Origin of the sequence: Rhizobium sp. CB3060 (assembly GCF_025200735.1) — a bacterium.
Classification (GTDB): domain Bacteria; phylum Pseudomonadota; class Alphaproteobacteria; order Rhizobiales; family Rhizobiaceae; genus Rhizobium.
This window is the reverse complement of sequence record NZ_CP104159.1, coordinates 1,339,974-1,363,863: the sequence shown is the minus strand read 5'-3', so window position 1 is coordinate 1,363,863 and position 23,890 is coordinate 1,339,974. Positions and strand designations below refer to the sequence as shown.

Sequence of the window (23,890 nt, the reverse complement as noted above, 5' to 3'; positions counted from 1 at the left end):
ATAAGAGGTTGTGCGAAAATGGGCCATGCGATGCTGTCGCAAAGCCCATATGGCATGGAACACGCGGCGGGGTCTCATGTGCTCGTCATTCTGCTTGTCAGATAGTTTCTCGGCAATTTGTCGTTCCGATCATCCTTTGCGTCAACCGCCAACGTGGATCGCTGAATGGGGAGGACGACGGGCAAATCCGGCGTTTGTATTCAACGAAAGCTGACGGGAAGGTGATTGTCTTTGTTGCTGCTATGCGCCTATGTTGCCGCATCGATTGCCCCCGGAGGAGTTGCACCATGGAATATCGTCGTCTTGGAAAGTCGGGTCTGCAGGTCAGCGAATTCTCGTTCGGATCGTGGGTTACCTTCGGCCGGCAGGTCGAAGGCAGCGATGCCGTAAGTCTGATGGCGCGTGCTTATGACAGCGGCATCAATTTCTTCGACAATGCCGAGGGCTATGAGAGCGGAAAGTCCGAAATCGTTATGGGCGAAGCCCTGAAAACCCTCGGCTGGAGCCGGGATAGCTTCATCGTTTCGAGCAAGGTGTTTTGGGGTGGCCAGAAGCCGACCCAACGGGGCCTGTCGCGCAAGCATGTTACGGACGCCGCTCACGCTGCGCTGAAGCGCCTGCAGGTGGAATATCTCGATCTCTATTTTTGCCACCGGCCCGACATCGATACGCCGATCGAGGAAACGGTTCGTGCCATGCACGATCTCGTTACCCAGGGCAAAATCCTCTACTGGGGCACGTCAGAATGGTCAGCCCAGCAATTGACCGAAGCCTATGCTGTGGCCCGCGATCTGCGCATCACGCCGCCGACGATGGAACAGCCGCAATACAATATTTTCGAACGCCAGAAGGTCGAGGGTGACTACCTGCCGCTTTATGACCTGATGGGCTTGGGCACCACGATCTGGTCGCCGCTCGCATCGGGCGTTCTGACCGGTAAGTACAATAAGGGGGTGCCGGACGACAGCCGCATGAACCTGCCAGGTTATGAATGGCTGAAGGAGAGGTGGGCGAGCGACACCGGCCGCGCTCGGCTTGCCCAGGTGGTGGAACTGGCTGACCTCGCGGAAGAGATCGGCATCTCGATCACCCATATGGCTCTGCTCTGGTGCCTTTCGAACCCCCATGTGTCCACGGTGATCCTCGGCGCCTCGCGCATGAGCCAACTGGAGGACAACCTGGCAGCGCTGGCACACAGAGACAAGCTGACACCCGAGGTGTTGGCTCGTATCGACGCCATCGCCGGAAACAAGCCGGCGGCCCCGCAGCGGTTCTGAGCCAGGAGCAGCCCGCGAGGTTTATGACCGGAATACCATCATGACCCCTTCGAGATTTTGATGAATTAAATCAAAACGACGCGTTCACGCCATATTCAGGCAAATATTATCATGTTTGAAAGCGTTCCTTAACTGAGTCGAAGACTTGAATCGTATGGCGTGCGGCGTCGGAGGTGGTCATGATGAAAAAGACAGTTCTTTCGGTTTTCTTTACTGCAGTGTTTGCAAGCAGCACATTGATTGGTGGTTTTGCCCAAGCGCAGCAATATGACTGGCGGGACGGCCCGCCTCCGGAACGGCGTCATCATCATCACCATGATGGAAATGTAATCGCTGGCGGCGTTGCAGCCGGGCTTATCGGCGGCATAATCGGCGGCGCAATCGCCAATGGTGGTGGAGTATATGAGCCTGCACCGCCGCCGCCGAGATGCTGGCATGAGAGCCGTCCTGTTCAGAACGAATATGACGACGGATATCATTACGAGCGCGTGCGGGTCTGCGATTAAGAGCCTTCCTTTCGCTCTAAGGGCAGATCGGCTCTCGGTCCCAAGGCCTGCTATGGCCGGTAAAATATCGGATGCCATCATAAGCATCAATTCAGAGCACCCCGCTTTCTGGTGAACTACCGAAAGCGGGGTGCTCTAGTTTGAAAAACGGTCTGTGCTCATTCAAACGATGACGCCTTAGGCGGTGTGAGAGCCATTGGCGACGATGACGGGGGTCAGCAGGTCGCCCCAGTTGCCGTTGCCGCTGTGATGGCGAGCGGAACGGACCAGTTCGACGGAGACCCCGGCCTCGACCGCATCCATAACGACCTGGTTGAGGCGATGCAGCTCATTAGCCAGCATGCGGATAACAGCCTGCTGGTCGGCATTCATGCTCGAAGACTGTTCTTCGGTTCTTTCGCTGATGCGTGCGATGGATGGCATTGTCGTTCTCCTCCGATTGATGGTTATTTATTCCGCAGCCGGCTTGAATTGCGCGTGCTCGGTCGATTCATGCATGGCGGTGGTCGAAGACTGGCCGCCGGTGATTGCCAGTGAGACGGCGTCGAAATAGCCGGTGCCGACCTCGCGCTGATGCTTGGTGGCGGTGTAGCCATTGGCTTCGGCCGCGAACTCCGCTTCCTGCAGTTCCGAATAGGCCGCCATCTGGCGAGCCTTGTAGCCGCGGGCAAGCTCGAACATGCCGTAGTTCAGTTGATGGAAGCCCGCGAGCGTGATGAACTGGAACTTGTAGCCCATCGCTCCGAGTTCGCGCTGGAACTTGGCGATTGTCGCGTCATCGAGGTTTTTGCTCCAGTTGAAGGACGGCGAGCAATTGTAAGCGAGCAGTTTGCCCGGATGAACCCGGTGCACGCCTTCGGCAAATTTTCGCGCCTGCTCCAGATCCGGCTTCGATGTCTCGCACCAGATCAGGTCGCAATGCGGTGCATAGGCGACGGCGCGGGCGATACAGGGCTCGATGCCATTCCTGACCCGATAGAAACCCTCCACGGTGCGGCCGGCTTCGTAATCGACGAAAGGACGATCGCGTTCATCGATATCGGAGGTCAGAAGCTTGGCTGCCTCGGCATCGGTGCGGGCGATGACCAGTGTCGAAACACCCATGACATCGGCCGCCAGACGAGCGGCATCGAGATTGCGGATATGGGCCGCAGTCGGGATCAGAACCTTGCCGCCGAGATGACCGCACTTCTTTTCCGAAGCGAGTTGGTCTTCGAAATGCACGCCGGCAGCGCCAGCCTCGATATAGGCCTTCATGATCTCGAAAGCGTTGAGCGGCCCGCCGAAACCAGCCTCCGCATCGGCGACGATCGGCGCGAACCAGCTTTCGACCGAAAGGCCCTTGCCTTCGGCAATCTCGATCTGATCGGCGCGTTGCAGCGTGCGGTTGATCCGCTTTGCGAGCTCCGGCCCGGCATTGGCCGGATAGAGCGACTGGTCGGGATACATGGCGGACGCCGTATTAGCATCGGCCGCAACCTGCCAGCCGGAAAGATAGATCGCCTTCAGACCGGCGCGAACCATCTGCATCGCCTGGTTTCCTGACAGCGCGCCGAGCGCATTGACGAAATCCTCCTCGTGGATGAGCTGCCAAAGACGGTTTGCTCCCATTTCGGCGAGGGTATGGCGAATGGAGATCGATCCGCGCAGGCGCCTGACATCGTCAGCCGTATAGGGTCGCTCTATGCCGTCGAAGCGGCCAGCAGGCGCCGCCGAAATGAGTTTGTAAAAATCAGTCATAGCAGTTTTCCTTCTCCCAACCGCTTGCGTTTCGTGATGTGACTAAATTTACATTGCAGTGCGGCGTGAAGCCAATGAAAACGGCCTAATCCCGAATTGAAAAGGGTTAGGATGTCTTGCGCTTGACAGAGTGGTGCAGTAAATTTGTCAAAGCTGTAAATCTTTGCGGTCGGAAAATTTTGTAAAAGGAATGACAGATGGCTGAGCGCAAGATCTTTGCCGGCCCCCGCATGCGGCGCATTCGCAACGGCCTTGGCTTGACGCAGACGGCCATGGCGCAGGCGCTGGAGATTTCCCCTTCTTATCTCAATCTCATCGAGCGCAATCAGCGGCCGCTGACCGTACAGCTTCTCTTGAAGCTGTCTTCGGTTTACCGGGTCGATCTCGACGAGCTCCGGGGTGAGGCCGGAGGCGGCGCCGGACAGTTGCGCGAGGTCTTTGCAGATCCGCTATTGGCGGGAGAAATCCCGGGAGAACAGGAACTGATCGAAGTTGCCGAAGCGGCGCCGAATGCTGCGAATGGCATGATCAGGCTTTACCGCGCCTATCGTGAGCAGGCGGCGCGGCTGTCCGACCTGGCCGAGCTTCTCGCGCGTGAGGGCCGTGTTCCGGCGCTGGCCGGCCCGCGCCTGCCGCTCGATGAAGTGCATGACAGGCTGGAGCATCGTGCGAATTTCTTCGCCGGCATCGAAGACGCGGCCGAGGCCTTTCATGCGAGGCTGGCGCCGGGAGACGACCTGGCGGCGGCGCTGAAGACATGGCTTCGCAGCGAGCATGGCATTGCCGTGCGCACGCTGCCCGTCCACGCCATGCCGAACCTGCGCCGGCGCTATGACCGCCACTCGATGCGGCTCTTTCTGTCGGAGCGTCTGTCCCCTTTCGATCAGTTGCAGGAGGTTGCGACCGAAGTCTCGCTGCTGGCGTTGCGCCAGGAAATCCATTCCGAACTCGAGGCGCTATCGCTATCGACGCCGGAAGCAAACCGCATTGCCCGTTTCGAGCTGGGGCGCTACGCCGCCCATGCACTGATGATGCCCTATGGCGCCTTCCACAACGCGGCGCAGCGTTTGCATTACGATATTGACGCGCTGCGCGCCCGTTTCGGCACATCCTATGAGCAGGTGGCCAGCCGCCTGACGACCCTGCAGCGGCCGGGTGCGGCCGGCATTCCCTTTTTCCTGATGGAGATCGACGGGGCAGGGCATCGCCTGCGCAAGGTGGGGGCTCAAGGCTTTCCGCAGGCGCGCTTCGGTGGCGGCTGTCCCAAGCTCAATGTCCATGCTGCTTTTGCACAGCCTGGACAGATTCTGGTCGAAGCGGTCGAAATGCCAGATGGTACCGGCTTTCTGACGATATCGCGCACGATCGAAGGTCCGCAGGCCAATTTCGGCGAAAGGGTCCGCCGCACCGCGCTTCTCGTTGGCTGCGATCTCGGATTTCGGGAGGAAATTGTCTATGGCAAGGCTCTTGCCGTGGCTCCGATCGCAATCGGCACCGCCTGCCGTCTCTGCGAGCGTCAGGGTTGTCTTGCAAGGGCCGAGCCGCCGGTGACGCGGCCTCTCGGGCTCGATGAAATGGCCGCCGGGCTCAGCGTCTTCGACTTCCAGTGATGCCGGTAATTGGTCCTGTTGCATCGAACAGTCGTTAAGGCCGTTGGCGGGAACCAGCCATGATTGCCGTGACGGCTCTCTTCGGCTGGTTCCAGCTATTCGCGCCAGAGATTAGCACTATCGCGGATCTCCTAGACCAATGGCGGCCGCCTGTCCGATCCACCAGAACAGGCTTGGCTCATGGCCTGGTATTTGTGTCTTGGTTTCGGAACGCCGCCTCGCCGGCGTCCGACACCTCGACCCACTTCTTGTCGGGTGTTGCGTCCGCAATGTAGCTGTCGTGCCAGTTCCACCATTTGTAGGTCGGCGTCTGAGGATAGCCCTCGGGCGAATCCTCCCAGACCTCCTGCCGGCCGAGCGGCGTGATATCGAGGTAGTTCCAGGTGCCTCCCATCTGCTCATCGCCGCGATTGTTGATGAAATAGGTGCGGAACACGCGGTCGCCGTCACGGTAGAATACGTTCGTGCCGTGCCACTCGTCGACGCCGAAGTCCGTGTCGAAATTGTCGGTGATGGTGAACCAGGGAATCTCCTCCCAGCCCATCCGCGCCTTCAGCCGCGAGATATCCGCCTGAGGCGCACGCGAGATGAAGACAAGGGTGGTGTCGCGGGCATTCAGGTGGGCAACGTGGGCGACCTGGTCGGCCACCATGGAACAGCCCCGGCAGGCATGGTCGGGCCAGCCGAATACGCCCGGCTCAAAGAAGGCGCGATAGACGATCAGTTGCCGCCGACCTTCGAAGAGATCGAGCAGGCTTACCTTGCCCGAAGGCCCCTCGAATGCATAGTCCGTCTTCACTTCCATCCACGGCATTCGCCGGCGCTCGGCGGCCAGGGTGTCCCGGGCGCGGGTCTGCTCCTTTTCCTTCACGAGCAATTTTTGGCGGGCCGCCTCCCATTCCTGCGACGACACGACCGGTGGTGCATGCATCGCAGGCTGCCCACCATTCCGACCATTTTCGGTTGATGTAGTCATGGCTTTGAATCTCCTGGCTTGGGCGAATTGCCGCGCTCGTGGTTGAGGCACGATTTCATTCGCTGGTTAACGCTCCTTGTTCGTCGTGAGATAGTCTGGCACCGGAGAGCGGCCAGTGGGAGTAACAAGTGTGGCGGTATTCCAAACGGCGCCCGCTGATTGCAGCCGGCATGCGAGAGGCGCCGCGTCCTGCGCTAGTCACGGTCTTGACCAGGATCAAGGCGGAGCGCCAAGATCGGCCTAGAATGGCGCTGATCGAACAACTTCAAACATGAGGTGTCACCATGCGAGCCAAAACCGTTTTGAGCATCATAGGCATCAATCAAGACAACGCGGATCTGCGTTCGGCGATCGAGCTATGCCGTGCGGCGGGGGCGCATCTTTCCGTGCTGGTGACAGCGCTTGCGATAGCGCCTGTCGGCGGATACGGCGAAGTCTCTTCCTCCGCATGGGCCGAAGAGCGCGAGCGTGAGGTGCAGAGCCTCAGCCAGCAGGTGGCAACCGCAAAAACTCTGCTGCAATCGAGCAATATCTCGTTTGATGTGGACAGTCTGCTAACGGAGTACGGATGGGTCGACAATGAAATTGGCGAACGCGCTCGCTACGCCGACCTGACGCTCGTCGGCGGCGGTCTCCTGGCCCAAAATGATATGCGATGGCGCGTATTGGATGGTGCGCTGTTTCATTCGTCGGCGCCGATTCTCATTACACCGAGAGGGCGCGTCGCCACGCTTCAGCCGCGCGTGGTGCTCGTTGCCTGGGATTCCCGCAACGAGGCAAGTCAGGCCGTTCGCGCTGCAATGGAGCAACTGACGGCAGCCGAAAACGTGCATGTCGTCATTGTTGATCCACGCGCATCGACCCGCGGCAACGGCGAGGAGCCGGGCGCGGATATCGCCGCCTTCCTTGCACGACACGGCGTCAATGTCTCAGTCGATATTCTGGCAGGCGGAGGCAGGACCGTTGCCGAAGTCCTGCGGCAACATGCGGTGGATATCAGCGCCGAACTGATCGTCATGGGTGCCTATGGACATTCGCGAATGCGGGAGCGGATTTTCGGAGGCACCACGCGCTCGATGCTGGAGGACGCACCCGTCCCGTTGATGATGACGCGATGATACCCTTCAGAGGCGGCGTGCCGCCCCTCTTGCTGGACCGTCATCATCAACCGCGAGAACATATTTAGGTCGCTGCTCTCCGGAGTTCATCGATGATCCGGATGACTTGTGCGTTCCTCTGAGCCTACGGTTAGGCAACGGCTTCAAAGTGGATATACTGAGCGCGGACCGATTTTTGAAACAAGCACATGCTCTGGGATTCGAACCGAATTTGTCGGCGGAAGCGGCAGAGATCTCTTCTGAGGTGAAATATGTATAAGACGATCGTCTGCGCCGTAGGCCTTGGATCACGGGAGAGGGCAGAGCATCTGGTGCGCACGGCTCAATCGCTTCTCGAGACCGATGGCAGCTTGCATGTCGTTCATGTCGTGGAACGTTTTCCTTCCATCACCAGTCAAGAACCGGACGGCTGGGCCGTCTCGGTTATCGACGAGGCTGAGAAGAAGCTGTCACAGCTCTGCAAGCAACTGTCGGTTCCCGCACTTATCCATGTTCGCCCCGGTCGTGCCGGCGATACGATCTTGGCGATTGCAGCCGAAGTCAAAGCGGATTTGATCGTCGTCGCGGGCCATAGGCCCGATGTCCTCGATCGCGTCTTCGGATCTACCGTCGATCAGATCATGCACCATGCGAAATGTTGCGTGCACGTCGATCGGATTGAAGCGAAACAATGAAGATTGAAGGCATCGGATGCGAATTCTTGGCAGAGCTAAAATCTGGCCTTGGAAAAATTCGATGTAAGGATCATAGTGCCGATGCTGGATGATGGTTACCGCCTGACAACAATGGCGGCGGCTTCAATTGCACGCTCCACACCAGTACCGTTCCGCGCCACGATGCCGGGCATGCGGATCGGCACTACGATTACCAGCCTATCGTTCTTGATTTAGGAAACGCCTACGAAAGACTGCCCATTAGAAGGCATGCTCCATCGTTTCATGCGGATTGGGAGAGCCTTCGATGAGGACGCAGGTTAAAACGAATCCACGGGAGGAAAAACGATGCTGACAACAGATCGGGAATGCCGAAGAGGTGGAGAGCGATTTGCAATGCCAACGCTCGGTGAAATCGAGGGGAAACTCATCGTTTCGGAAATCGTCGCCGCAAATTGCTTGCGTCAACTTCTCGCCGGACCAGAAACTGAACCGTTGTCCTCGATAAGGCGGGGGATCAAGCAAGCACTTCAAAATCGATGCAAGAAATCAGGGCTGTGCGGCGAAGACACTGATGCTGCCCTGGAGTACGCTTTTCAGCTCCTCGATGCAGCCGTGGAGGCTGTCGGCAATCAGCCCAAACTGGATTCCAATGCGCGTGAGACAGCCCCTCAGTTGAGCCGCGTGGCGGCGCCTCCGCAATAGCCGACACGAAAACAACAGCAGCATATCTATGTGATTTGGATAGGCGTCACCGCCAACCTACCGTCCCCTTCAGGGATTGCTTCAGTTTGGCAGGCTTAGCCAGTCTTGGCATGGTGACGCCAAACATGAGCATTGCCCTATAAATCGTAAGGTTCGTCAGGATATTCGTTAAACGTCCTGCAATACATCTTGGATAAAACACTTCCAAATTATGGGGGAGATTTGGGATGTTTACTAACAGTAGAATGAAGTTATTGCTGAAGATAGTAACGCCCGCTTTGATTGTCGCCGTTTGTGCAGCCATGCCAATGAATATGGCGGCCGCGCAATCAATCTCGGCTGAGCGGGGTGATCAAAACGTTATAAAGCCGGCCGATTCAAAAAAGAAAACAATCAAGAGCAAAAACGTTTCGGCAAAAACCGCAAAGCCAATTTATCTCGGCGGGGCGCCGTATATTTGTACGCCAAGCGGATTCGGACATACGTCTAGATGCTTCCTGAGGTGAATGGCTTCCTCACCCGCCTCAGCATCAAGTTCGCCCTGCGATAAAGTCAGAGAAGCCGTCCGTTCCGCTCCTGAAGGAGCACAAATACAGACGGCCTCGTCAAGCAGGGTCAATGCCCTGCAGGCGTGATCGATCTATTTGTTTTGCGACAATTTGATCCGCATGCGGTTGTATCCCGCTGTCGCGTAATCTCCTGGCCGCACTTTATGATATTCGTCGTCGACATTGGCCGGAGTTTTGAATGCATACCAATCTCCGTCCGGCTCGCGCTTCTGGAATATGGTATCGCCTTTCTTGCGATGACTGAAACACGTCAACGCCAAGGCTTTCCCTGTCTTGGCGTACCAAGTGGCCCTGAAGCATAGTTTGCCCGCATCCGTCACAAACCAACGGCCAATCCCATAGGAACCCGTTCCCTCCCCAGACCAAGCCTTGAATTCGCGCGCTTTCGCCGCAAAATAGCCTGCGCCGTCTTTCCAGATCCAGGTACGATTGTAATAAAGTTGAAACACGTTCTCAGCAGTCAGCGGCACTGACATGGCTGGGGGTTTTTTCATCTTATCTTGCGCGGTATTGGCGGCAAAGGCACCGGTGCTGGTCACGGCAAAAACGCCCAATAGTAACAGCGTTCGGAATACAGTCATTGGTTTCCTCCTGTCTGTTGATTGTCTGTCGGCGAATGAACTACGGCAGAGCGGCTTTGTAAAAATGGAGATTCCGGCCGTCTGTTCGTCGATTTGAGCAGCTTGCGGTTGATCTTGCAAGCTGCCGATTCCTTCGCGGCGGCGGATGTCGCGGCTACGCCGCATCCAAGCGTGGATGGGAAGGGAGAGCAGTTCTCCAAACGAGGGCCCTGTTGCGGATGACCATCTCTCGGCCGATCGCGATGAGCTGCATGCCGAGATCTTCAGAGAAAGCGAGGTTCTTGAATTGAGCTTGGGGTTTGCGACGGAAGGCGATGGCCGCAGGCCAACGATCTGGCTATTCTGATGTGGTTGATGATTCTGAAAGAAGACGGAACGGCATTGGCGCGAAAATTTCGGGCTCAAAAGGGCATTTTAGTTTCCCCGTCAGATTGAATAGATATATGCGTCATTCATCATTAACGATTTGGTTTTAAATCATTTGCTGATAGACACTTAGAGTGGTACAAATGGCCTCCCGAAAGTTGTGAGGAAATATTGCCTGACTCACCTCAGAAAGGGCATTCGTCGCAGGCTCCCGTCGAAGGACAAAAAGACGGGCAGGCGAGCACGCACCCTACATTCCAAGTCGAGCGCCGGCGTTGGCCTCGGACGTCGGATACTATTCAAGAAACAAATCCGCCTTTGCCGCCGGCCCTAGAACCCCTGCGGTTCTCCACGCACGATTTGCCGCAGGGCGATCAATTCGCGGCCTGGCAGACATATTTGGCGTCTCTGATCGATATTAGGCTACCGGAAGGTGTGTCGGAGGAAGCTGGCTTTCCTGCCGATCACACAGCCTGGAATCTTGGCGGCATGCTGGTCGTCCAGCAATCGGTACCGGCACATTCCTATTCGCGTTCGGTGACAAAGCTGCGATCGAATTCAATCGACCATTGGCATATCGTGTTGTTGCGCGCTGGCCAAAGCTGGACAGAGGTTGATGGAAACGTGTCGAAGGGCGCGCCCGGACGGGTAGAACTGCGATCGTTGGGCCATCCGTTCCGGGGAAGGGCTACTGACGCGCAAAGTCTCTCCGTCTACCTGCCGCGGGAATTGTTTCTGGACATGCCCGCGTTCAACGAGATCAAGAGCAATACGATATTCTCCGACACCTATGCGAAGCTGCTGATCGATTATCTCGACAGCGTCGAGGCGAAGCTATCCAGCATGACTGCGGCGGACCTGCCCCGCGTCGTCCAAACAACGCACGATATGCTGGTGACATGCATTTCGTCATCGGCGGACCATGCCGGGCCCGAGAAGCAGCAGAGTAATTTGGCTCTGATGGAGCGCGTACGCCGTTTCGTTCAGCGCAATCTGAGTTCGCAAGATCTCACGCCGGATGCGCTATGCCGGGAGCTTGGCATTTCGCGCACCCGACTCTACCAATTGTTCGAGTCGAGTGGCGGCGTGCTCCATTATATACAAAAGCGTCGCCTTTTTGCGGCGCATGTCGCGCTCAGCAACACCGTCAATCGGCAGCAGATCGTGGAGATCGCCACAGAAACCGGGTTTACCTCTGCGGCCCACTTCAGCCGGGCGTTCAGTAAGGAATTTGGTTACACTCCGCGCGAGGCCCGAAATGTCGCCGCTCCGCCCTTTCTTGCACGCGCGGTTTCACCCGCGGACACGAAGGATGGCGCAAACCCATTCGGCGACTGGCTGAATTCCCTCGGACATTAGTAGAAGCGCAGTTGCGGCCGGCATCTGGCTGGGGTTACGCCCCAATGCCGCGACGGCGGCTTAACCGAGCCCATCCATCTTCGATCTGACCAGACCTTCCCCCAAACAGGTCACTGCGATCCGGTGTCTGTCCCAAAAATTACGGCCGGTTGTATGAGTGTTTGCAAATATGGACGCTGCGGCAAATTTCAGGATGCGCAGCTAACGACAGTTAATGACTCCTTAAGTATAAAAACAGCAACAACAACGCCGCTGTACAACACTTTGACCTAACTCGAAAGCGCATTTCTTGTGTTTTTACTTAGTCAAAGAATAGGCAAATTATGGGGTCAGGAAGATGAAAGTAATGCGTCCAACAACTGATCGCTCCGACATTAATACCATTCTCGGTGACATACGTGTCCTCCATTCAAAACAGCAACCTCGGCACATTCTTGTAGCCGGTGGTGCGGGCTTTCTTGGGTCGCATCTTTGTGAGCGTCTCCTTAAATTGGGGCACAGCATCATTTGCGTTGATAATTTTTCAACCGGACTTGAGCGCAATATCCGCCATCTCCGCAACTTCGACCGCTTCAGCGTCATCAGGCATGACGTCATCGATCCGATCGACATCGAGGTCGATGAAATCTACAACCTTGCCTGCCCGGCATCGCCGCCTCACTACCAGGCCGATCCGATCCACACGATGAAGACGTCTGTCTTCGGTGCACTCAACTTGCTGGAATTGGCCGGACGTACCGGCGCCCGCATTTTCCAGGCATCCACCTCCGAAGTCTATGGCGACCCGCTCGTGCACCCGCAGGTCGAGAATTATTGGGGCAATGTGAACCCGTTTGGCCCCCGGTCCTGCTACGACGAGGGTAAGCGCAGCGCCGAGACGTTGTTCTTCGATTTTCATCAAAGATACGATGTGGAAATCAAGATTGCGCGGATCTTTAATACTTACGGCCCCCACATGCGCCCCGACGACGGCCGTGTCGTTTCGAACTTCATCGTGCAGGCGCTGAAGGGCCAGGACATCACCATCTATGGCGATGGCTCGCAGACGCGGTCATTTTGCTTCGTCGATGATCTCATCGAGGGCTTTCAGCAATTGATGGCCACCGACCCGTCATTCACCGGGCCCGTCAACCTCGGAAATCCGGGTGAATTCACCATCCTGGAACTCGCCGAACAGGTGATCAGGCTCACCGGCTCCCGGTCGAAGATGATTTGCAAGCCATTGCCCAAAGACGACCCACGCCAGCGCCGTCCCGACATAAGCTTTGCCCAGCAGAAGCTGGGTTGGCAGCCGCTGGTGCCGCTATCAACCGGCTTGGAAAAGACGATCTGCTATTTCGACCGTCTCCTGACCGAAGAAGCACATGAATGGGTGGGGACTGCGTGATGGCACAGCGAAAAGTTCTGGTAGCCGGCGGCGCTGGATATATCGGCAGCCATACGGCCAAGCTGCTCCGTTCCAAAGATATCGAGCCGATCGTCTTCGACAATCTGGTTACGGGGCATCGTTCCTCCGTACGTTGGGGACCGTTCGTGCATGGCGATATCCTTGATACCAGCAGCCTGGCACGGACCCTTCTGCAATACAAACCGGATGCGGTCGTGCATTTTGCCGCATCCGCCTATGTCGGAGAGTCCGTCGAAGACCCCGCGAAATACTATCGGAACAATGTCGGCGGCACGCTATCCCTTCTGGACGCCTGCCGTCATGCCGGAATCGACAAGGTCATTTTCTCGTCGAGCTGCGCAACCTATGGCGTTCCGGAGTCGCTCCCTATAACAGAGACGACGCCGCAACTGCCGATCAATCCATATGGCCGGACGAAACTCATTGCTGAGCAGATTCTGAGTGATTACGCGGCAGCTTATGATCTGAAATACGTTGCGCTGCGATACTTCAATGCCTGCGGCGCCGATCCGGATGGAGAACTCGGCGAATGGCATGAGCCGGAGACCCATCTCATTCCGAGAGCATTGCTCGCGGCCGGCGGGGCAATCCCCCATCTCGCCGTCTTTGGCGACGACTATGACACCGAGGATGGAACCTGCGTTCGTGACTACATTCACGTCACGGATTTGGCGCGTGCCCATGTTCTGGCACTCGAGCACCTCGTCAACGGCGGCAGCAACCTTTCGGTCAATCTCGGAACCGGCTGCGGTTCGTCCATCAACGAGATTGTGAAGGCCATCGGCCGTATCACCAAACGTGAAGTCCCGGTCGAGATGCATGCAAGACGCGCTGGCGATCCGCCGGCTCTCTATACCGACCCGACCTTCGCGCGCGAAGCGCTTGGCTTCTCGCCCGAATATTCCGACATCGACACCATCATCAAGACCGCCGCTCCCTTCTTTGGCCTGGAGTCGTGGACATGAGGAACACGACCGACACGAAGGCTAAAGAAACGGCCGAACCGCTGCAAATCCGGGTTCTTCAAGGTCGCGATCGGCTGGAATATCTGGCCGGTGCTGTAATCTGGGTGGGCATGCTCATCTATTTCTGGGCCTGGTGGCTGAAGCCGGAGCACTATATCGGCTTTTGGCGCTTCACGATGGTGACCGCCATACTGGCTTGGGTCACTCTTCTGCCGGCCTATTTCATTGCAATATTCTATCGCGCGCAGAAGCCGAACGGACCGTTGCGGCTTCCCGCCGGCAGCCGCGTCGCCATGGTCGTGACCAAAGCTCCGTCCGAGCCTTTCTCTGTCGTGGCGACGACCTTGCAGGCGATGCTCGACCAATCCTTTGCGCATGATACATGGCTCGCGGACGAAGATCCGACTCCGGAGACGCTGAACTGGTGCCGGCAGCATGGCGTTCTCGTTTCAACGCGAAAGAACAGGCCCGACTATCACCGGACCAGTTGGCCGCGCCGTACGCGATGCAAGGAGGGCAATCTCGCCTTCTTCTATGATCACTTCGGCTATGATCGCTATGATTTCGTCGTGCAGCTCGACGCCGATCATGTTCCGGAACCCGGTTATCTCGTCGAGATGCTGCGCCCGTTTGCCGATCCTAAGGTCGGTTATGTCTCGGCGCCCAGCATTTGCGATCGTAACGCATCGGAAAGCTGGGCTGCACGCGGGCGGCTTTATGCAGAAGCGAGCATGCATGGCTCCCTCCAGGCCGGCTATAATGACGGGCTCGCTCCCCTTTGCATCGGATCGCACTATGCCGTGCGCACGGTCGCCCTCAAGGAAATTGGAGGGCTGGGGCCGGAACTTGCGGAAGATCATTCGACAACGCTGATGATGAACGCTTATGGCTGGCGTGGCGTGCATGCGCTCGATGCGATTGCGCATGGCGACGGCCCCCGCACGTTTGCCGATCTCGTCACCCAGGAATTCCAGTGGTCACGCAGCCTTGTCATGTTGCTGCTGCGGTATTCGCCGACCTATGTTGCGCGCCTGCCGCTAAGATTGAAATGCCAGTTTCTGTTTTCGCAGTTGTGGTATCCGCTCTTTGCACTGTTCATGTGCCTGATGTTCGTCATGCCAATTCTGGCGCTTGCCTTCCATCAGAACTTTGTTGCAGTCACCTATCCCGAATTTTTCGCCCACTGCGCGCCGCTCTCCATCACGTTGATGCTGCTGGCCTATCGGTGGCGAGCCAGCGGCTCATTCCGGCCGTTCGATGCCAAGATCTTGAGCTGGGAGGGGGTATTTTTCCTCTTCGCCCGTTGGCCCTGGGCGGTGGCTGGAACGATTGCTGCCGTTCGGGACTGGATGACCGACTCCTATGTCGACTTCCGTATCACGCCCAAAGGCGCATCTGAAGTGGATCCGCTGCCCTGGCGCGTTCTATTGCCCTACGCTTTTCTGTCGCTTGCTTCCGTGCTGCCGGTTCTGCTTGTCGACCGGGCTGGTGAAACGCGGGGTTTCTACATCTTCGCGATTATCAACTCCGTGCTCTACACCCTTTTGCTGCTGATCATCGTCATCCAGCACGCTCGGGAGAATGTCGTCAGAATTCGCGCAAGAACGTATCGGCCGGCAATGGCTATGAGCCTTCTTTGCCTCATCGCAGCTCCCGGATTCGCCACCATTGAGCGCGGAACGGAAGGACTGGCATCTCTGACGTGGGGTACCGGCCGCCTGAGGCTCTATGAAACGCGATATGCGGTGGCCGGCGCCGGCTTTGGAAGGCAGGACCTCCAAAAGCTGACATTCAACCCACATTGGTTAGCCGACAGGTCGAATGAAGAGCTTCCGCAAGAAGAAGCATCAAATCCGAGATCTTGAAGATCACGGAAGAATAGCAGGCAGAGTTGCTGATGTTGACAGGAGGAAAACCCAATGAGCAACAGGAAAACCAAAGCAGCTATGGTCGCCTTATTTGCAACCTTGGCGACGACTGGAACAATCTTTGCGGCAAGCATTCCCCGCGGAATCCCGGCCGGCGAAGGGACCCATGCAAGACAGATTACCGATAAGCGGCCGAAGATCGGCCCGGACTCGGTAACCTTCGGTGCCTATGACCCTCACGGTGATTTCAGGGACGACCCGAACTCGAAGATCGAGCATCTTTTCCTTCCTTGGGAAGATGTCGATCTGGCAACGCTCTCGCTTGCCGATGACTACGCCCAGAAACGGGGGCGGAAGCTGTTGATTACCGTGGAACCGTGGTCTTGGGCAGTCGATCGGCGATCGACTTCCGAAGAGCTGCTCCAGGGCATTCTGGCCGGCAAGTATGATCGCAACATGGCTGCTGTTTGCGACACTGCAGCCACGCTGAAGAGCGATGTAACCATTCGCTGGGCGCAGGAGATGGACGAAACCGACAACCAGTTCATCTGGTCCCATTGGCAACCCAGCAGCTACATAGCCACCTATCGGCGAATGGTGAATGTCTGCCGCAAGCACGATAAATCGGCGAAATATATGTGGTCGCCTAAAGGCGAGCCGAGCCTCGTCAAGTTCTATCCCGGCGATGACGTTGTCGATGTCATCGGTCTTTCGGTGTTCGGCTTGCAGCAGTATGACAAGGATCATTTCGGTGCAGACCGGACGTTTGCCCAATTGCTCACGCCCAAATACAGGCTGGTCCAGGGCTTCAAGAAGCCTGTCGCCGTCGCTGAGCTCGGTTATGAAGGCGACGCTACCTATGTCAGCAACTGGGCTGCGAACGCTGCCAAGCGATATCCGGAATTTCCGAACCTGACAGCCGTTGTCTACTTCAACGACAAGGAACTTTATCCTTGGCCAAAACCCTATGGTCTTCCCAATTGGCGGGTGGTCAAGGAGGCCAGCTTCTGATTGTGAAGTTTTTCAATCTCGGCGCGCAAGATGATCTTCCACGCGAGGCCCCGACGCATCATAATATATAGGCATCGGGGCCTTCACTTTCTTGCGTATCGATCGAAATTTCGCAGAAGGCGGGTCTGATCGTTTTGATGTCGGATTACCTGTTTGCAGTAAAGAAAGCCGACCTTGATGAAAATCGAGCAACTGTCCAACTATGACGACAATTCGATTATTACAGCGGACCTCGTAATTGTAGGCGGCGGCCCCACGGGGCTTACAATCGCAGCCCAATGTGCGAAGGCGGGCAGAAAAGTACTCATCGTCGAAAGCGGGCTTGAACTCGAAAACTCGGAGCATTCCGCACTCAACGAAGTCGAGAGCGTCGGCCAGCCCCAATCGGAAGCGCAGTGCCGCAAGCGGATCGAATTTCACAGCCCGCAGGCCAGGTTCTGGTCTCAGGAGGTTCAGCCCTTTGGGGTTCGCTGCCGCGCGCTGGGTGGATCGACGCATGCCTGGGCGGGAAAATCTGCACCTTTTAGTGGTATCGACTTCAAGGCTCGCTCCTGGGTGCCCCATTCCGGCTGGCCGGTCGATCGCGAGCAAATCGATCCTTATATCCTGCGTGCAATGGAGGTGCTGAATCTCAGCCCCCAGGAACCACCGGGCCGCTTTGACCAGGAGGGACTTCATTCCTTTTATTGGCAGTTTGCCCGCTCGCGCGTAGACCGGCTCGACGTCATGCGCTTCGGCAGTGAGTTCATGGCGCAACGGCTGGATAATATTGATGTTGTTCTGGATGCGACCGTGACGCATGTCGGCCTGAGCCCGGACGGATCGCGCTTTTCAGACCTCGAGGTCGCCAGCATGGACGGCAAGCGCGCACGCATCGAGGCCGGCATGTGCGTGCTGGCCGCGAGCGGGATTGAAAATGCCAGGCTGCTGCTCGTATCCAACGACGTGCATTTCAATGGAATCGGCAATCAACACGATGTCGTCGGGCGATATCTCATGGATCATCCGGGCGCTCGCATCGGTGCAATCCCAACCGATCAAATGGCTGTGCTCACCAAGCTCTTCGGCTTCTTCGGTATTCATCACCATGGCCGCGCGCACATGTTCATGCATGGCTTGGCGCTGACGCCGGAAATACAGGAGCGCGAGGAGCTGCTGAACGCCGCTGTCTATTTCGCCACTGAGCGCGCGCCCGACGACCCATGGGATGCGTTGAAGCGGCTGCTGCGCCGACACAGCCCAGATGTCGGCCGCGATCTACGTTCGGTTGCCGCAGGCTCCGGGCTTATCGTCAAGGGACTCGGAATGAGGGTCCTTTCCGACAGTCGCACGCCCAAGGCTCTCAAGGATATTGTGGTCAACAGCGCAATCAGGATGTCCCCGAATTTGGTTGCCAATGAATTCCAGAACCAGGGCGTGCCCCATAAGCTGGTCGGTCTGAGGATCGAAGCGATCTCCGAACAGATTCCGAATCCGGAGAGCAGGATCAGTCTCAGTTCGCGGAAGGACCGCTTTGGTGTGCCATTGGCCAAAGTCGCCTGGCGGATCAACGATGCCGAACGTCAAACGCTGCTCAGGATCGCCGAGCTCTCACGCAAAGCCCTGACGAGCGCCGGCCTGCCTGCTCCTATACTGGAAGATTGGGCGCGTGAGCGGCGGCCAGAAGACATCGTCATCATCGATATGGCGCATACGCTTGGCACGACGCGCATGTCGGCCGACGCGAAGACGGGCGTCGTCGACGAGAATTGCAGGGTCCACGGCGTATCCAACCTTTATGTTGCCGGTGGATCCGTGTTCCCAACCAGCGGCCACGCAAACCCCACATTGATGATCCTGGCCTTTGCGATAAGGCTGGCCGATCATCTGAATTCGAACCTGGCAAAGGTTTGAGCCTCGGGCCTCCTTAGCCCGAAAGTTGTTGCTTGGCGCTCATATCGTCGGAGTGGGTTAACCAGCCGCCCTCGGCTGCCGCTGCGCATCGATATATGCATCGATCTTGTCGGGATCGAACAGGCCGCCATCGAAGAAGCCATCGGGACCGAGCGTCAGGCTGGCGTCGGTGGAGCCAACCGGCGTTTCCACGCGAAGAGCGCCTTCGACCTTGGCGCTGGCGCCTGGCAAGGGCACACCAAGCGCCTGCAGCGCCGAGCGGTATATATCCGGCCTGTAGGTGTTCCGGGCGATGGTCTCGTTGTGTTCGTCGTGAGCCACCTGTCCCCAGCGCACCATTTGCGTATAGAACCAGAGCGCATGGCTTTTCCACGGGAAGGTGGCAGCCTTGGCACGGGGAACAAAGAAGTCCTTGATGCTCGTAATCCGCCCGCCCCCGACCTGCAGATCGCCTGAAAGGGCAGGGAGCAGCCAATCGATGGGGCGGCCGATATAGGCGGGCTTGGAAAGGAAAGACGCCAAGCTTTCCCGGTTTTGCGGATCGGAGCACCAGACAGCCGAGCGGTACAAGGCTCGCAGGAGAGCGGCCATCGCCTCTGGGTGATCGTCCGCCCAGCCGGCATTGGCGCCGAGCACCTTTTCCGGGCTGGACTTCCAAATGGCAGCTTTGACCGTTGCCATATGGCCTTTGCCGCTAAGGACACCGGCCGTATTCCACGGTTCGCCGACGCAATATCCGTCGATCTGGCCCGCGCCGAGCGCATCGGCCATCTCCGGTGGCGGCAGGATGATGATCTCCACGTCGCGATCGGGATTTATATCGCATGCCGCGAGCCAATAGCGCAGTTCGTAATTGTGCCCGGAATGGGGATGGACGACGGCGAAACGCAACGGACGTTCGGCGCGGGCAAGGACGACCTCATGCAGGGCCTTGCCGTTGCGGCCGGCATCGAGGTCATCCGTCGCGCCGGCGGCAGCCATTTGGTCCCAAAGCGCTGACGATACCGTCACGGCATTTCCGCCGAGACCGAGCGCCATCGGCACGATCATCCGGGGAGCCAATGGGGTCAGTCCGAGATTGCAGGCAATCGGCATCGGGGCGAGCATGTGCGCCACATTGTAGCGGCTGACCGCGAGCCGGTCGCGAATATTGGCCCAGGAGACCTCCCGCACGAGCTGAAGATCGATCGCCTCGGCCTCGGCGAAACCCTTTTCCTTGGCAATGACGAGCAGGGCGCTGTCGAGAAGGGGCAGGAACCCGGCGACAATCTGGTGTTTCTCCATCATGCATTTTCTCCTGGATCGAGCAGGCCGATCGCGGTTACCAGACTTTGCGCGATGTCGATGATCTTGCGGTTCTGGTTCATGGCCGTCTTGCGCATCAGTGCATAGGCCTCCTCTTCCGAAATGCCCCGCGATTTCATCAGCAGGCCCTTGGCGCGGTCGATCACCTTGCGGTTTTCCAGCTCGCCACGGGTCTCTTCCAGTTCGCGGTTGAGGCGCGCGAAGGCGTTGAAGCGGCTGATGGCCATCTTCAGGATCGGCCGCACGCGCTCCTGCTTCAACCCGTCGACGATATAGGCGGAAACGCCGGCATCGACGGCCGCCTCGATCGAGGCTTCGTCCGACCTGTCGACGAACATCGCGATCGGCCGCTTTACGGCGCGGGAGAGCTGGAACATATTTTCGAGCATGTCTCGATTGGGATTCTCCAGGTCGATGACGATCACATCCGGATTGATCTCGCTGATCCGGCGGGCAATGCCGTTGATGTCATGGACGATCGTGACGTTCTCATACCCGGCCTCGCGCAATCCCGCTTCGATGATCGATGCGCGAATGCGGTTCTCGTCAATGACCAATACGGCAAGGGTATGGGATTTCATCGTCTCATATCGCCTCCGGCCCAAGCTCACAGGTTGAAGCGCCGTTCAACGCCGGAGCTGCGCGTGCTTCCTTACGATCGGTTTGCCGCAATCGCAACGGCAAAGGGGGCCCATAAGGTCCATTGCCGGGAAATTTGTAAGTCAATGTATGAGGAAGCCCGCCGTACACATTGGCGGACAAATTGGCTGCCTGTTCCCGGCAGACGCGCCTGGACATACGGCGAGGCACGGCAGATAGATTGCGTCGTAATCAATATCGCGCAATCTATCTGACAAAGGGGTTTCCTTATGATCAAGCACATTCTGTTCCGGGCGGCTGTGGCTCTCGCGGTAACGACAACAGCGCCGTGGTCCATTGCCACCGCTGCCGAAGTGAAGAACATCGTCATCGTTCACGGCGCCTTTGCCGATGGTTCCGGCTGGCGCGCCGTGTCCAATATCCTGGCGAAGGACGGCTACAAGGTTACGATCGTGCAGGAGCCGCTCACGTCGCTTGCTGACGATGTTGCCGCGACCAAACGTGTCCTCGATTTGCAAGATGGTCCGAGCGTCTTGGTCGGCCACAGCTATGGCGGCATGGTCATCAGCGATGCCGGAAACGCCGACAATGTCGCTTCTCTCGTCTACGTGGCGGCATTCGAACCTGACAAGGGTGAAAGCCTGGCGACGCTCGCTCAGAGCAAGCCTGTCGAGAACATGAGGAAGGACAGCATCAGGGCAACGGCGGACGGTTTCCTCTATTTGGATCCCGCAGCGGTGCACGAGGCATTCGCCGCCGATCTGCCGCAGGCTGAAGCCGACTTCATCGCCCGCTCGCAGGTCTTTGCCTCCCAGAAGGTATTCGGCACTGAGGCGGGTGAGCCGGCTTGGAAAAAGAAGCCGAGCTTCGCGCTTGTTGCAACCGAAGACCGATCGATCAATCCGGAGCTCGAACGCAGCATGGCGAAACGTGCCGGAAGCAAGACCTATGAAGTCAAGGCGAGCCATGTCGTGTTTATGTCGAAGCCGAATGAGGTTGCAAAGCTGATCGAGGAGGCCGCGAAGGCTGCCTCAAAGTGAGAGATATCGTTCGCGTACATGCGAATGGAAAAGGCACCTTGCCTTTAAAGCGAGGAAAGAGGATTGCTATTCGACAATCCTCTTTCCCTCTGTCGCACATCCAACGTCACCATTTCTTGCTGAGCTTGAAAGTGATGGTCCGCGCGTCGCCATAGCCGCAGACATTCTCGCCGGCGCAACCCGAGACGTATTCCTTGTCGAAGAGGTTGGCGACGTTGAGCGAGGCGCCCCAACCCTTCTTTTCATAGCGGATGCCTGCGTCGAAGAGTGTCGCCGATGGCACGCGCAGGGTGTTTGCCTCGTCCGCCCAGGACTTGCCTTGATAACGCATGCCCGCTCCGATGCTGAGGCCGTCAAGCGCATCGCTGGTGAAAGAATAATCGAGCCAAAGCGACGCCGTGGAATTCGGCACGAGATAGGGCGAATTGCCGATGACGGAGGAATCAATGTCCTTGGTGATTTCGAGGTCGGTGTAAGAATAGGAACCAAGCAGCTTCCAATTGTCGTCGAGGTTGACCTTGCCTTCGAATTCGACGCCGCGGGAGCGTACTTCGCCGATCTGCCGCTGCAGGAAAGTCACCGGATCGGTCAACGCCATATTCTTGCGGTCGATCTGGAAGATGGACGCCGTGAACAGACCGTCGATGAAATCGGGCTCGTATTTGACGCCGGCTTCATATTGCGCGCCTTCTTCGGGTACCAGGCCGCCGCCGGTGACGCTGGTGCCGACTTTCGGATTGAAGAAGGTGCCGGCGCTGATATAGGGCGTGATGCCGTTGGCGAATTCATAGGCGAGACCCGCCCGGCCGCTCGCCGCCTTATCGTTGGAACTATAAGTGGTGCCGACGGTGGCATCGGAATTGGTGTCGACAAAATCATAGCGGCCGTTGAGCGTGACGAGCCAGCCGCCGCCGAAGCGCATCTGATCCTGAGTGTAGATGCCGAGCTGCTGTTGCGTCAGCACCTGATCGAGATAGACGAAATTGGCGCCTTGCGGTGTGCCGTAGACCGGATTGGTGGCGCTGATCGGATTGGAGCCGCAGCAGGCTTGGATTTGATCCAGCCGATAGATCGAGTAGTCCGAGCCGATCATGAAGTTATGGCTGACCGCGCCGGTATCGAACTCGTTCTGTGCGCGGGTATCGACCGAAAAGGTATCGACCTTCGACCGCTCGTAGAAGCCGATGCGGTCGAGCAGGAAGTCCGGATCGTCATAGGATGGATCGAGCGGATTGCCGTTCTCGTAACCATTCAGATATGGGCCTTCCTCGCGTTTGTAGAGATGGCCGTAGCGTGCGTTCTGCGACACGGCCCAACCGCCATCGAATTCGTGCGAGACCTCGTAACCGAGCATCTGCTGGGCGTATTTCAGGTTGTCGATATCCGGCTCGCCATAGAAGGCCTTGCGATCGATCTTGCCGAAAGGCGCGTCGACCACCGTGCCGACATAGGGAAAGAAGCCGTTGCCGCTGTGAACCTCATCGAGGCCGCTGACCATGCCATAGACGGTGAGCTTGGTGGATTCGTCGGGTGAAATGGTGAGCTGCGGCATGATGAAGCCGCGCTTGTCGTGGGTGTAGTCGCTATAGGTATCGCCACCCGCGATCTTGCCGGTCAGGCGGTAGCGATAGACGCCATCGGCCGAGAGCTTGTCGGAAAAGTCGAAGCCCAGGAAGGCGTTGCCGATATTGTTGATGCCAATCTCGGTATAATAATAGGGATCGTCGGTCGGCTCCTTGCGTACCATGTTGACGATGCCGCCCGGATTGGCGGCGCCATAGATCACTGAAGCCGGCCCCTTCAACACCTCGACGCGTTCAAGCATGAAGGGATCGATCTGGAAGCCGCCGAACCCATAGCTGTAGAGAGTCAACCCGTTCAGGAAAACGCCCGTCTGAGTGGCGTCGAAGCCGCGGATATAAAACCAGTCTGTATCGCCGTCATTGCCGAAGGGCTGCGTCGTCACGCCAGGCGTGTAACGCAGCGCCTCATCGACCTTGTTGGTGACGCCACGATCGTTCATTTCCTGCCGGCCGACAACGGAGACCGATTGCGGCACCTCGGTGATGGGCATATCGGTTTTCGAGCCGGTGGTCGTTTTGGTGGCGACATAGCCTTTGACAGGGGCAGTGCCGCTCGCTTCGCTGTTTTCCTGACCGGATTGGACGACCAGCGGTTTCAGCTCCGTCGGGTTTTCCTGCGCGGCGGCCTGCGTGCCAAGCGCCATTGCCGCAACGGCAATACCTGCGGCCAAAACCCGTTTCATCGATACACCAGTCAATTCCTGCATTTCCGTAGCCAGCCCCAACTTCGCGGCACCCCGCATCCAAGCCAGGTGTC

Annotated in this window: 21 protein-coding genes; 14 read left to right on the top strand and 7 right to left on the bottom strand. The window is 57.7% G+C overall.

Annotated features, from left to right (window positions below; all coding sequences use genetic code 11):
* Positions 1 to 287 precede the first annotated feature (287 nt).
* Together N2601_RS25660 and N2601_RS25655 are read left to right on the top strand one after the other, a co-directional pair.
* Complete coding sequence (locus N2601_RS25660; RefSeq protein ID WP_260304172.1) at positions 288 to 1,277, top strand: potassium channel beta subunit family protein; 990 nt, start codon at positions 288 to 290, stop codon at positions 1,275 to 1,277.
* A gap of 179 nt (positions 1,278 to 1,456) precedes the next feature.
* Positions 1,457 to 1,783 (top strand): hypothetical protein, encoded by a 327-nt coding sequence (locus N2601_RS25655; RefSeq protein WP_104827204.1) that lies wholly within the window; start codon positions 1,457 to 1,459, stop codon positions 1,781 to 1,783.
* Between the two features lie 177 nt (positions 1,784 to 1,960).
* Here N2601_RS25655 and N2601_RS25650 read toward each other — a convergent pair whose 3' ends face one another.
* Positions 1,961 to 2,206: an SMc00767 family acetate metabolism repressor gene (locus tag N2601_RS25650; RefSeq protein WP_104827203.1), complete on the bottom strand. Its 246-nt coding sequence runs from the start codon at positions 2,204 to 2,206 to the stop codon at positions 1,961 to 1,963.
* Positions 2,207 to 2,233: 27 nt separating this feature from the next.
* Positions 2,234 to 3,523 (bottom strand): isocitrate lyase, encoded by a 1,290-nt coding sequence (aceA, locus tag N2601_RS25645; RefSeq protein ID WP_260304171.1) that lies wholly within the window; start codon positions 3,521 to 3,523, stop codon positions 2,234 to 2,236.
* Positions 3,524 to 3,720: 197 nt separating this feature from the next.
* On the opposite strand from aceA, the gene N2601_RS25640 reads away from it, so the two are divergent.
* Positions 3,721 to 5,133 carry a helix-turn-helix domain-containing protein gene (locus N2601_RS25640; RefSeq protein ID WP_260304170.1) on the top strand — a complete coding sequence of 471 codons (1,413 nt, stop codon included), beginning with the start codon at positions 3,721 to 3,723 and terminating at the stop codon, positions 5,131 to 5,133.
* A gap of 178 nt (positions 5,134 to 5,311) precedes the next feature.
* Here N2601_RS25640 and N2601_RS25635 read toward each other — a convergent pair whose 3' ends face one another.
* The gene (locus N2601_RS25635) at positions 5,312 to 6,109 is read right to left on the bottom strand and encodes a DUF899 domain-containing protein (protein WP_260304169.1); all 798 of its coding nucleotides are present in this window, start codon (positions 6,107 to 6,109) and stop codon (positions 5,312 to 5,314) included.
* Between the two features lie 284 nt (positions 6,110 to 6,393).
* On the opposite strand from N2601_RS25635, the gene N2601_RS25630 reads away from it, so the two are divergent.
* The 4 genes from N2601_RS25630 (at position 6,394) to N2601_RS25615 (ending at position 9,091) form a co-directional block, all read left to right on the top strand.
* On the top strand, positions 6,394 to 7,227 hold the full coding sequence (locus N2601_RS25630) for a universal stress protein (RefSeq protein ID WP_260304168.1): 834 nt from the start codon (positions 6,394 to 6,396) through the stop codon (positions 7,225 to 7,227).
* Between the two features lie 251 nt (positions 7,228 to 7,478).
* Positions 7,479 to 7,901, top strand: a complete 423-nt coding sequence (locus N2601_RS25625) for a universal stress protein (protein ID WP_260304167.1) — start codon at positions 7,479 to 7,481, stop codon at positions 7,899 to 7,901.
* Positions 7,902 to 8,228: 327 nt separating this feature from the next.
* Positions 8,229 to 8,585, top strand: a complete 357-nt coding sequence (locus N2601_RS25620) for a hypothetical protein (RefSeq protein ID WP_260304166.1) — start codon at positions 8,229 to 8,231, stop codon at positions 8,583 to 8,585.
* A 227-nt stretch (positions 8,586 to 8,812) separates the two neighbouring features.
* Positions 8,813 to 9,091, top strand: a complete 279-nt coding sequence (locus tag N2601_RS25615; RefSeq protein WP_260304165.1) for a hypothetical protein — start codon at positions 8,813 to 8,815, stop codon at positions 9,089 to 9,091.
* 134 nt (positions 9,092 to 9,225) lie between these two features.
* On the opposite strand, the gene N2601_RS25610 is transcribed toward N2601_RS25615, so the two are convergent.
* Complete coding sequence (locus N2601_RS25610; protein ID WP_260304164.1) at positions 9,226 to 9,735, bottom strand: DUF995 domain-containing protein; 510 nt, start codon at positions 9,733 to 9,735, stop codon at positions 9,226 to 9,228.
* Between the two features lie 663 nt (positions 9,736 to 10,398).
* Here N2601_RS25610 and N2601_RS25605 point away from each other — a divergent pair.
* The 6 genes from N2601_RS25605 (at position 10,399) to N2601_RS25580 (ending at position 18,605) form a co-directional block, all read left to right on the top strand.
* Complete coding sequence (locus N2601_RS25605) at positions 10,399 to 11,460, top strand: helix-turn-helix domain-containing protein (protein WP_445945044.1); 1,062 nt, start codon at positions 10,399 to 10,401, stop codon at positions 11,458 to 11,460.
* A gap of 373 nt (positions 11,461 to 11,833) precedes the next feature.
* Positions 11,834 to 12,847 (top strand): UDP-glucuronic acid decarboxylase family protein, encoded by a 1,014-nt coding sequence (locus tag N2601_RS25600; protein ID WP_445945043.1) that lies wholly within the window; start codon positions 11,834 to 11,836, stop codon positions 12,845 to 12,847.
* Positions 12,847 to 13,833: a UDP-glucose 4-epimerase GalE gene (gene galE / locus N2601_RS25595; protein ID WP_260304162.1), complete on the top strand. Its 987-nt coding sequence runs from the start codon at positions 12,847 to 12,849 to the stop codon at positions 13,831 to 13,833. The genes N2601_RS25600 and galE overlap by 1 nt, the downstream gene beginning before the upstream one ends.
* A complete protein-coding gene (locus N2601_RS25590) occupies positions 13,830 to 15,698 on the top strand; it encodes a glycosyltransferase family 2 protein (RefSeq protein WP_260304161.1) in 1,869 nt (622 codons plus the stop codon). Before galE ends, N2601_RS25590 begins: the two co-directional genes overlap by 4 nt.
* A gap of 54 nt (positions 15,699 to 15,752) precedes the next feature.
* Positions 15,753 to 16,712, top strand: coding sequence for a glycoside hydrolase family 26 protein (locus tag N2601_RS25585; protein ID WP_260304160.1), 960 nt, complete (start codon positions 15,753 to 15,755; stop codon positions 16,710 to 16,712).
* A 177-nt stretch (positions 16,713 to 16,889) separates the two neighbouring features.
* On the top strand, positions 16,890 to 18,605 hold the full coding sequence (locus N2601_RS25580) for a GMC oxidoreductase (RefSeq protein WP_260304159.1): 1,716 nt from the start codon (positions 16,890 to 16,892) through the stop codon (positions 18,603 to 18,605).
* Between the two features lie 57 nt (positions 18,606 to 18,662).
* Here N2601_RS25580 and N2601_RS25575 read toward each other — a convergent pair whose 3' ends face one another.
* Positions 18,663 to 19,892, bottom strand: coding sequence for a CmpA/NrtA family ABC transporter substrate-binding protein (locus tag N2601_RS25575; protein WP_260304158.1), 1,230 nt, complete (start codon positions 19,890 to 19,892; stop codon positions 18,663 to 18,665).
* Complete coding sequence (locus N2601_RS25570) at positions 19,889 to 20,491, bottom strand: ANTAR domain-containing response regulator (RefSeq protein ID WP_104827188.1); 603 nt, start codon at positions 20,489 to 20,491, stop codon at positions 19,889 to 19,891. Before N2601_RS25570 ends, N2601_RS25575 begins: the two co-directional genes overlap by 4 nt.
* 288 nt (positions 20,492 to 20,779) lie before the next feature.
* Between N2601_RS25570 and N2601_RS25565 the strand changes: the two genes are divergently transcribed.
* Positions 20,780 to 21,550 (top strand): alpha/beta fold hydrolase, encoded by a 771-nt coding sequence (locus N2601_RS25565; RefSeq protein ID WP_260304157.1) that lies wholly within the window; start codon positions 20,780 to 20,782, stop codon positions 21,548 to 21,550.
* Between the two features lie 106 nt (positions 21,551 to 21,656).
* Here N2601_RS25565 and N2601_RS25560 read toward each other — a convergent pair whose 3' ends face one another.
* A complete protein-coding gene (locus N2601_RS25560) occupies positions 21,657 to 23,816 on the bottom strand; it encodes a TonB-dependent siderophore receptor (protein WP_445945015.1) in 2,160 nt (719 codons plus the stop codon).
* Positions 23,817 to 23,890: the final 74 nt, after the last annotated feature.

Bases quoted from the DNA above. Each gene is read 5' to 3' on its own strand.
- N2601_RS25590 (WP_260304161.1), top strand. From the start codon at position 13,830: ATGAGGAACACGACCGACACGAAGGCTAAAGAAACGGCCGAACCGCTG.
- N2601_RS25655 (WP_104827204.1), top strand. From the start codon at position 1,457: ATGATGAAAAAGACAGTTCTTTCGGTTTTCTTTACTGCAGTGTTTGCA.
- N2601_RS25560 (WP_445945015.1), bottom strand. From the start codon at position 23,816: ATGAAACGGGTTTTGGCCGCAGGTATTGCCGTTGCGGCAATGGCGCTT.
- N2601_RS25580 (WP_260304159.1), top strand. From the start codon at position 16,890: ATGAAAATCGAGCAACTGTCCAACTATGACGACAATTCGATTATTACA.
- N2601_RS25565 (WP_260304157.1), top strand. From the start codon at position 20,780: ATGATCAAGCACATTCTGTTCCGGGCGGCTGTGGCTCTCGCGGTAACG.
- aceA (WP_260304171.1), bottom strand. From the start codon at position 3,523: ATGACTGATTTTTACAAACTCATTTCGGCGGCGCCTGCTGGCCGCTTC.
- N2601_RS25610 (WP_260304164.1), bottom strand. From the start codon at position 9,735: ATGACTGTATTCCGAACGCTGTTACTATTGGGCGTTTTTGCCGTGACC.
- N2601_RS25625 (WP_260304167.1), top strand. From the start codon at position 7,479: ATGTATAAGACGATCGTCTGCGCCGTAGGCCTTGGATCACGGGAGAGG.
- N2601_RS25570 (WP_104827188.1), bottom strand. From the start codon at position 20,491: ATGAAATCCCATACCCTTGCCGTATTGGTCATTGACGAGAACCGCATT.
- N2601_RS25620 (WP_260304166.1), top strand. From the start codon at position 8,229: ATGCTGACAACAGATCGGGAATGCCGAAGAGGTGGAGAGCGATTTGCA.
- N2601_RS25635 (WP_260304169.1), bottom strand. From the start codon at position 6,109: ATGACTACATCAACCGAAAATGGTCGGAATGGTGGGCAGCCTGCGATG.
- N2601_RS25630 (WP_260304168.1), top strand. From the start codon at position 6,394: ATGCGAGCCAAAACCGTTTTGAGCATCATAGGCATCAATCAAGACAAC.
- N2601_RS25585 (WP_260304160.1), top strand. From the start codon at position 15,753: ATGAGCAACAGGAAAACCAAAGCAGCTATGGTCGCCTTATTTGCAACC.
- N2601_RS25575 (WP_260304158.1), bottom strand. From the start codon at position 19,892: ATGATGGAGAAACACCAGATTGTCGCCGGGTTCCTGCCCCTTCTCGAC.
- N2601_RS25615 (WP_260304165.1), top strand. From the start codon at position 8,813: ATGTTTACTAACAGTAGAATGAAGTTATTGCTGAAGATAGTAACGCCC.
- N2601_RS25660 (WP_260304172.1), top strand. From the start codon at position 288: ATGGAATATCGTCGTCTTGGAAAGTCGGGTCTGCAGGTCAGCGAATTC.
- N2601_RS25640 (WP_260304170.1), top strand. From the start codon at position 3,721: ATGGCTGAGCGCAAGATCTTTGCCGGCCCCCGCATGCGGCGCATTCGC.
- N2601_RS25650 (WP_104827203.1), bottom strand. From the start codon at position 2,206: ATGCCATCCATCGCACGCATCAGCGAAAGAACCGAAGAACAGTCTTCG.
- galE (WP_260304162.1), top strand. From the start codon at position 12,847: ATGGCACAGCGAAAAGTTCTGGTAGCCGGCGGCGCTGGATATATCGGC.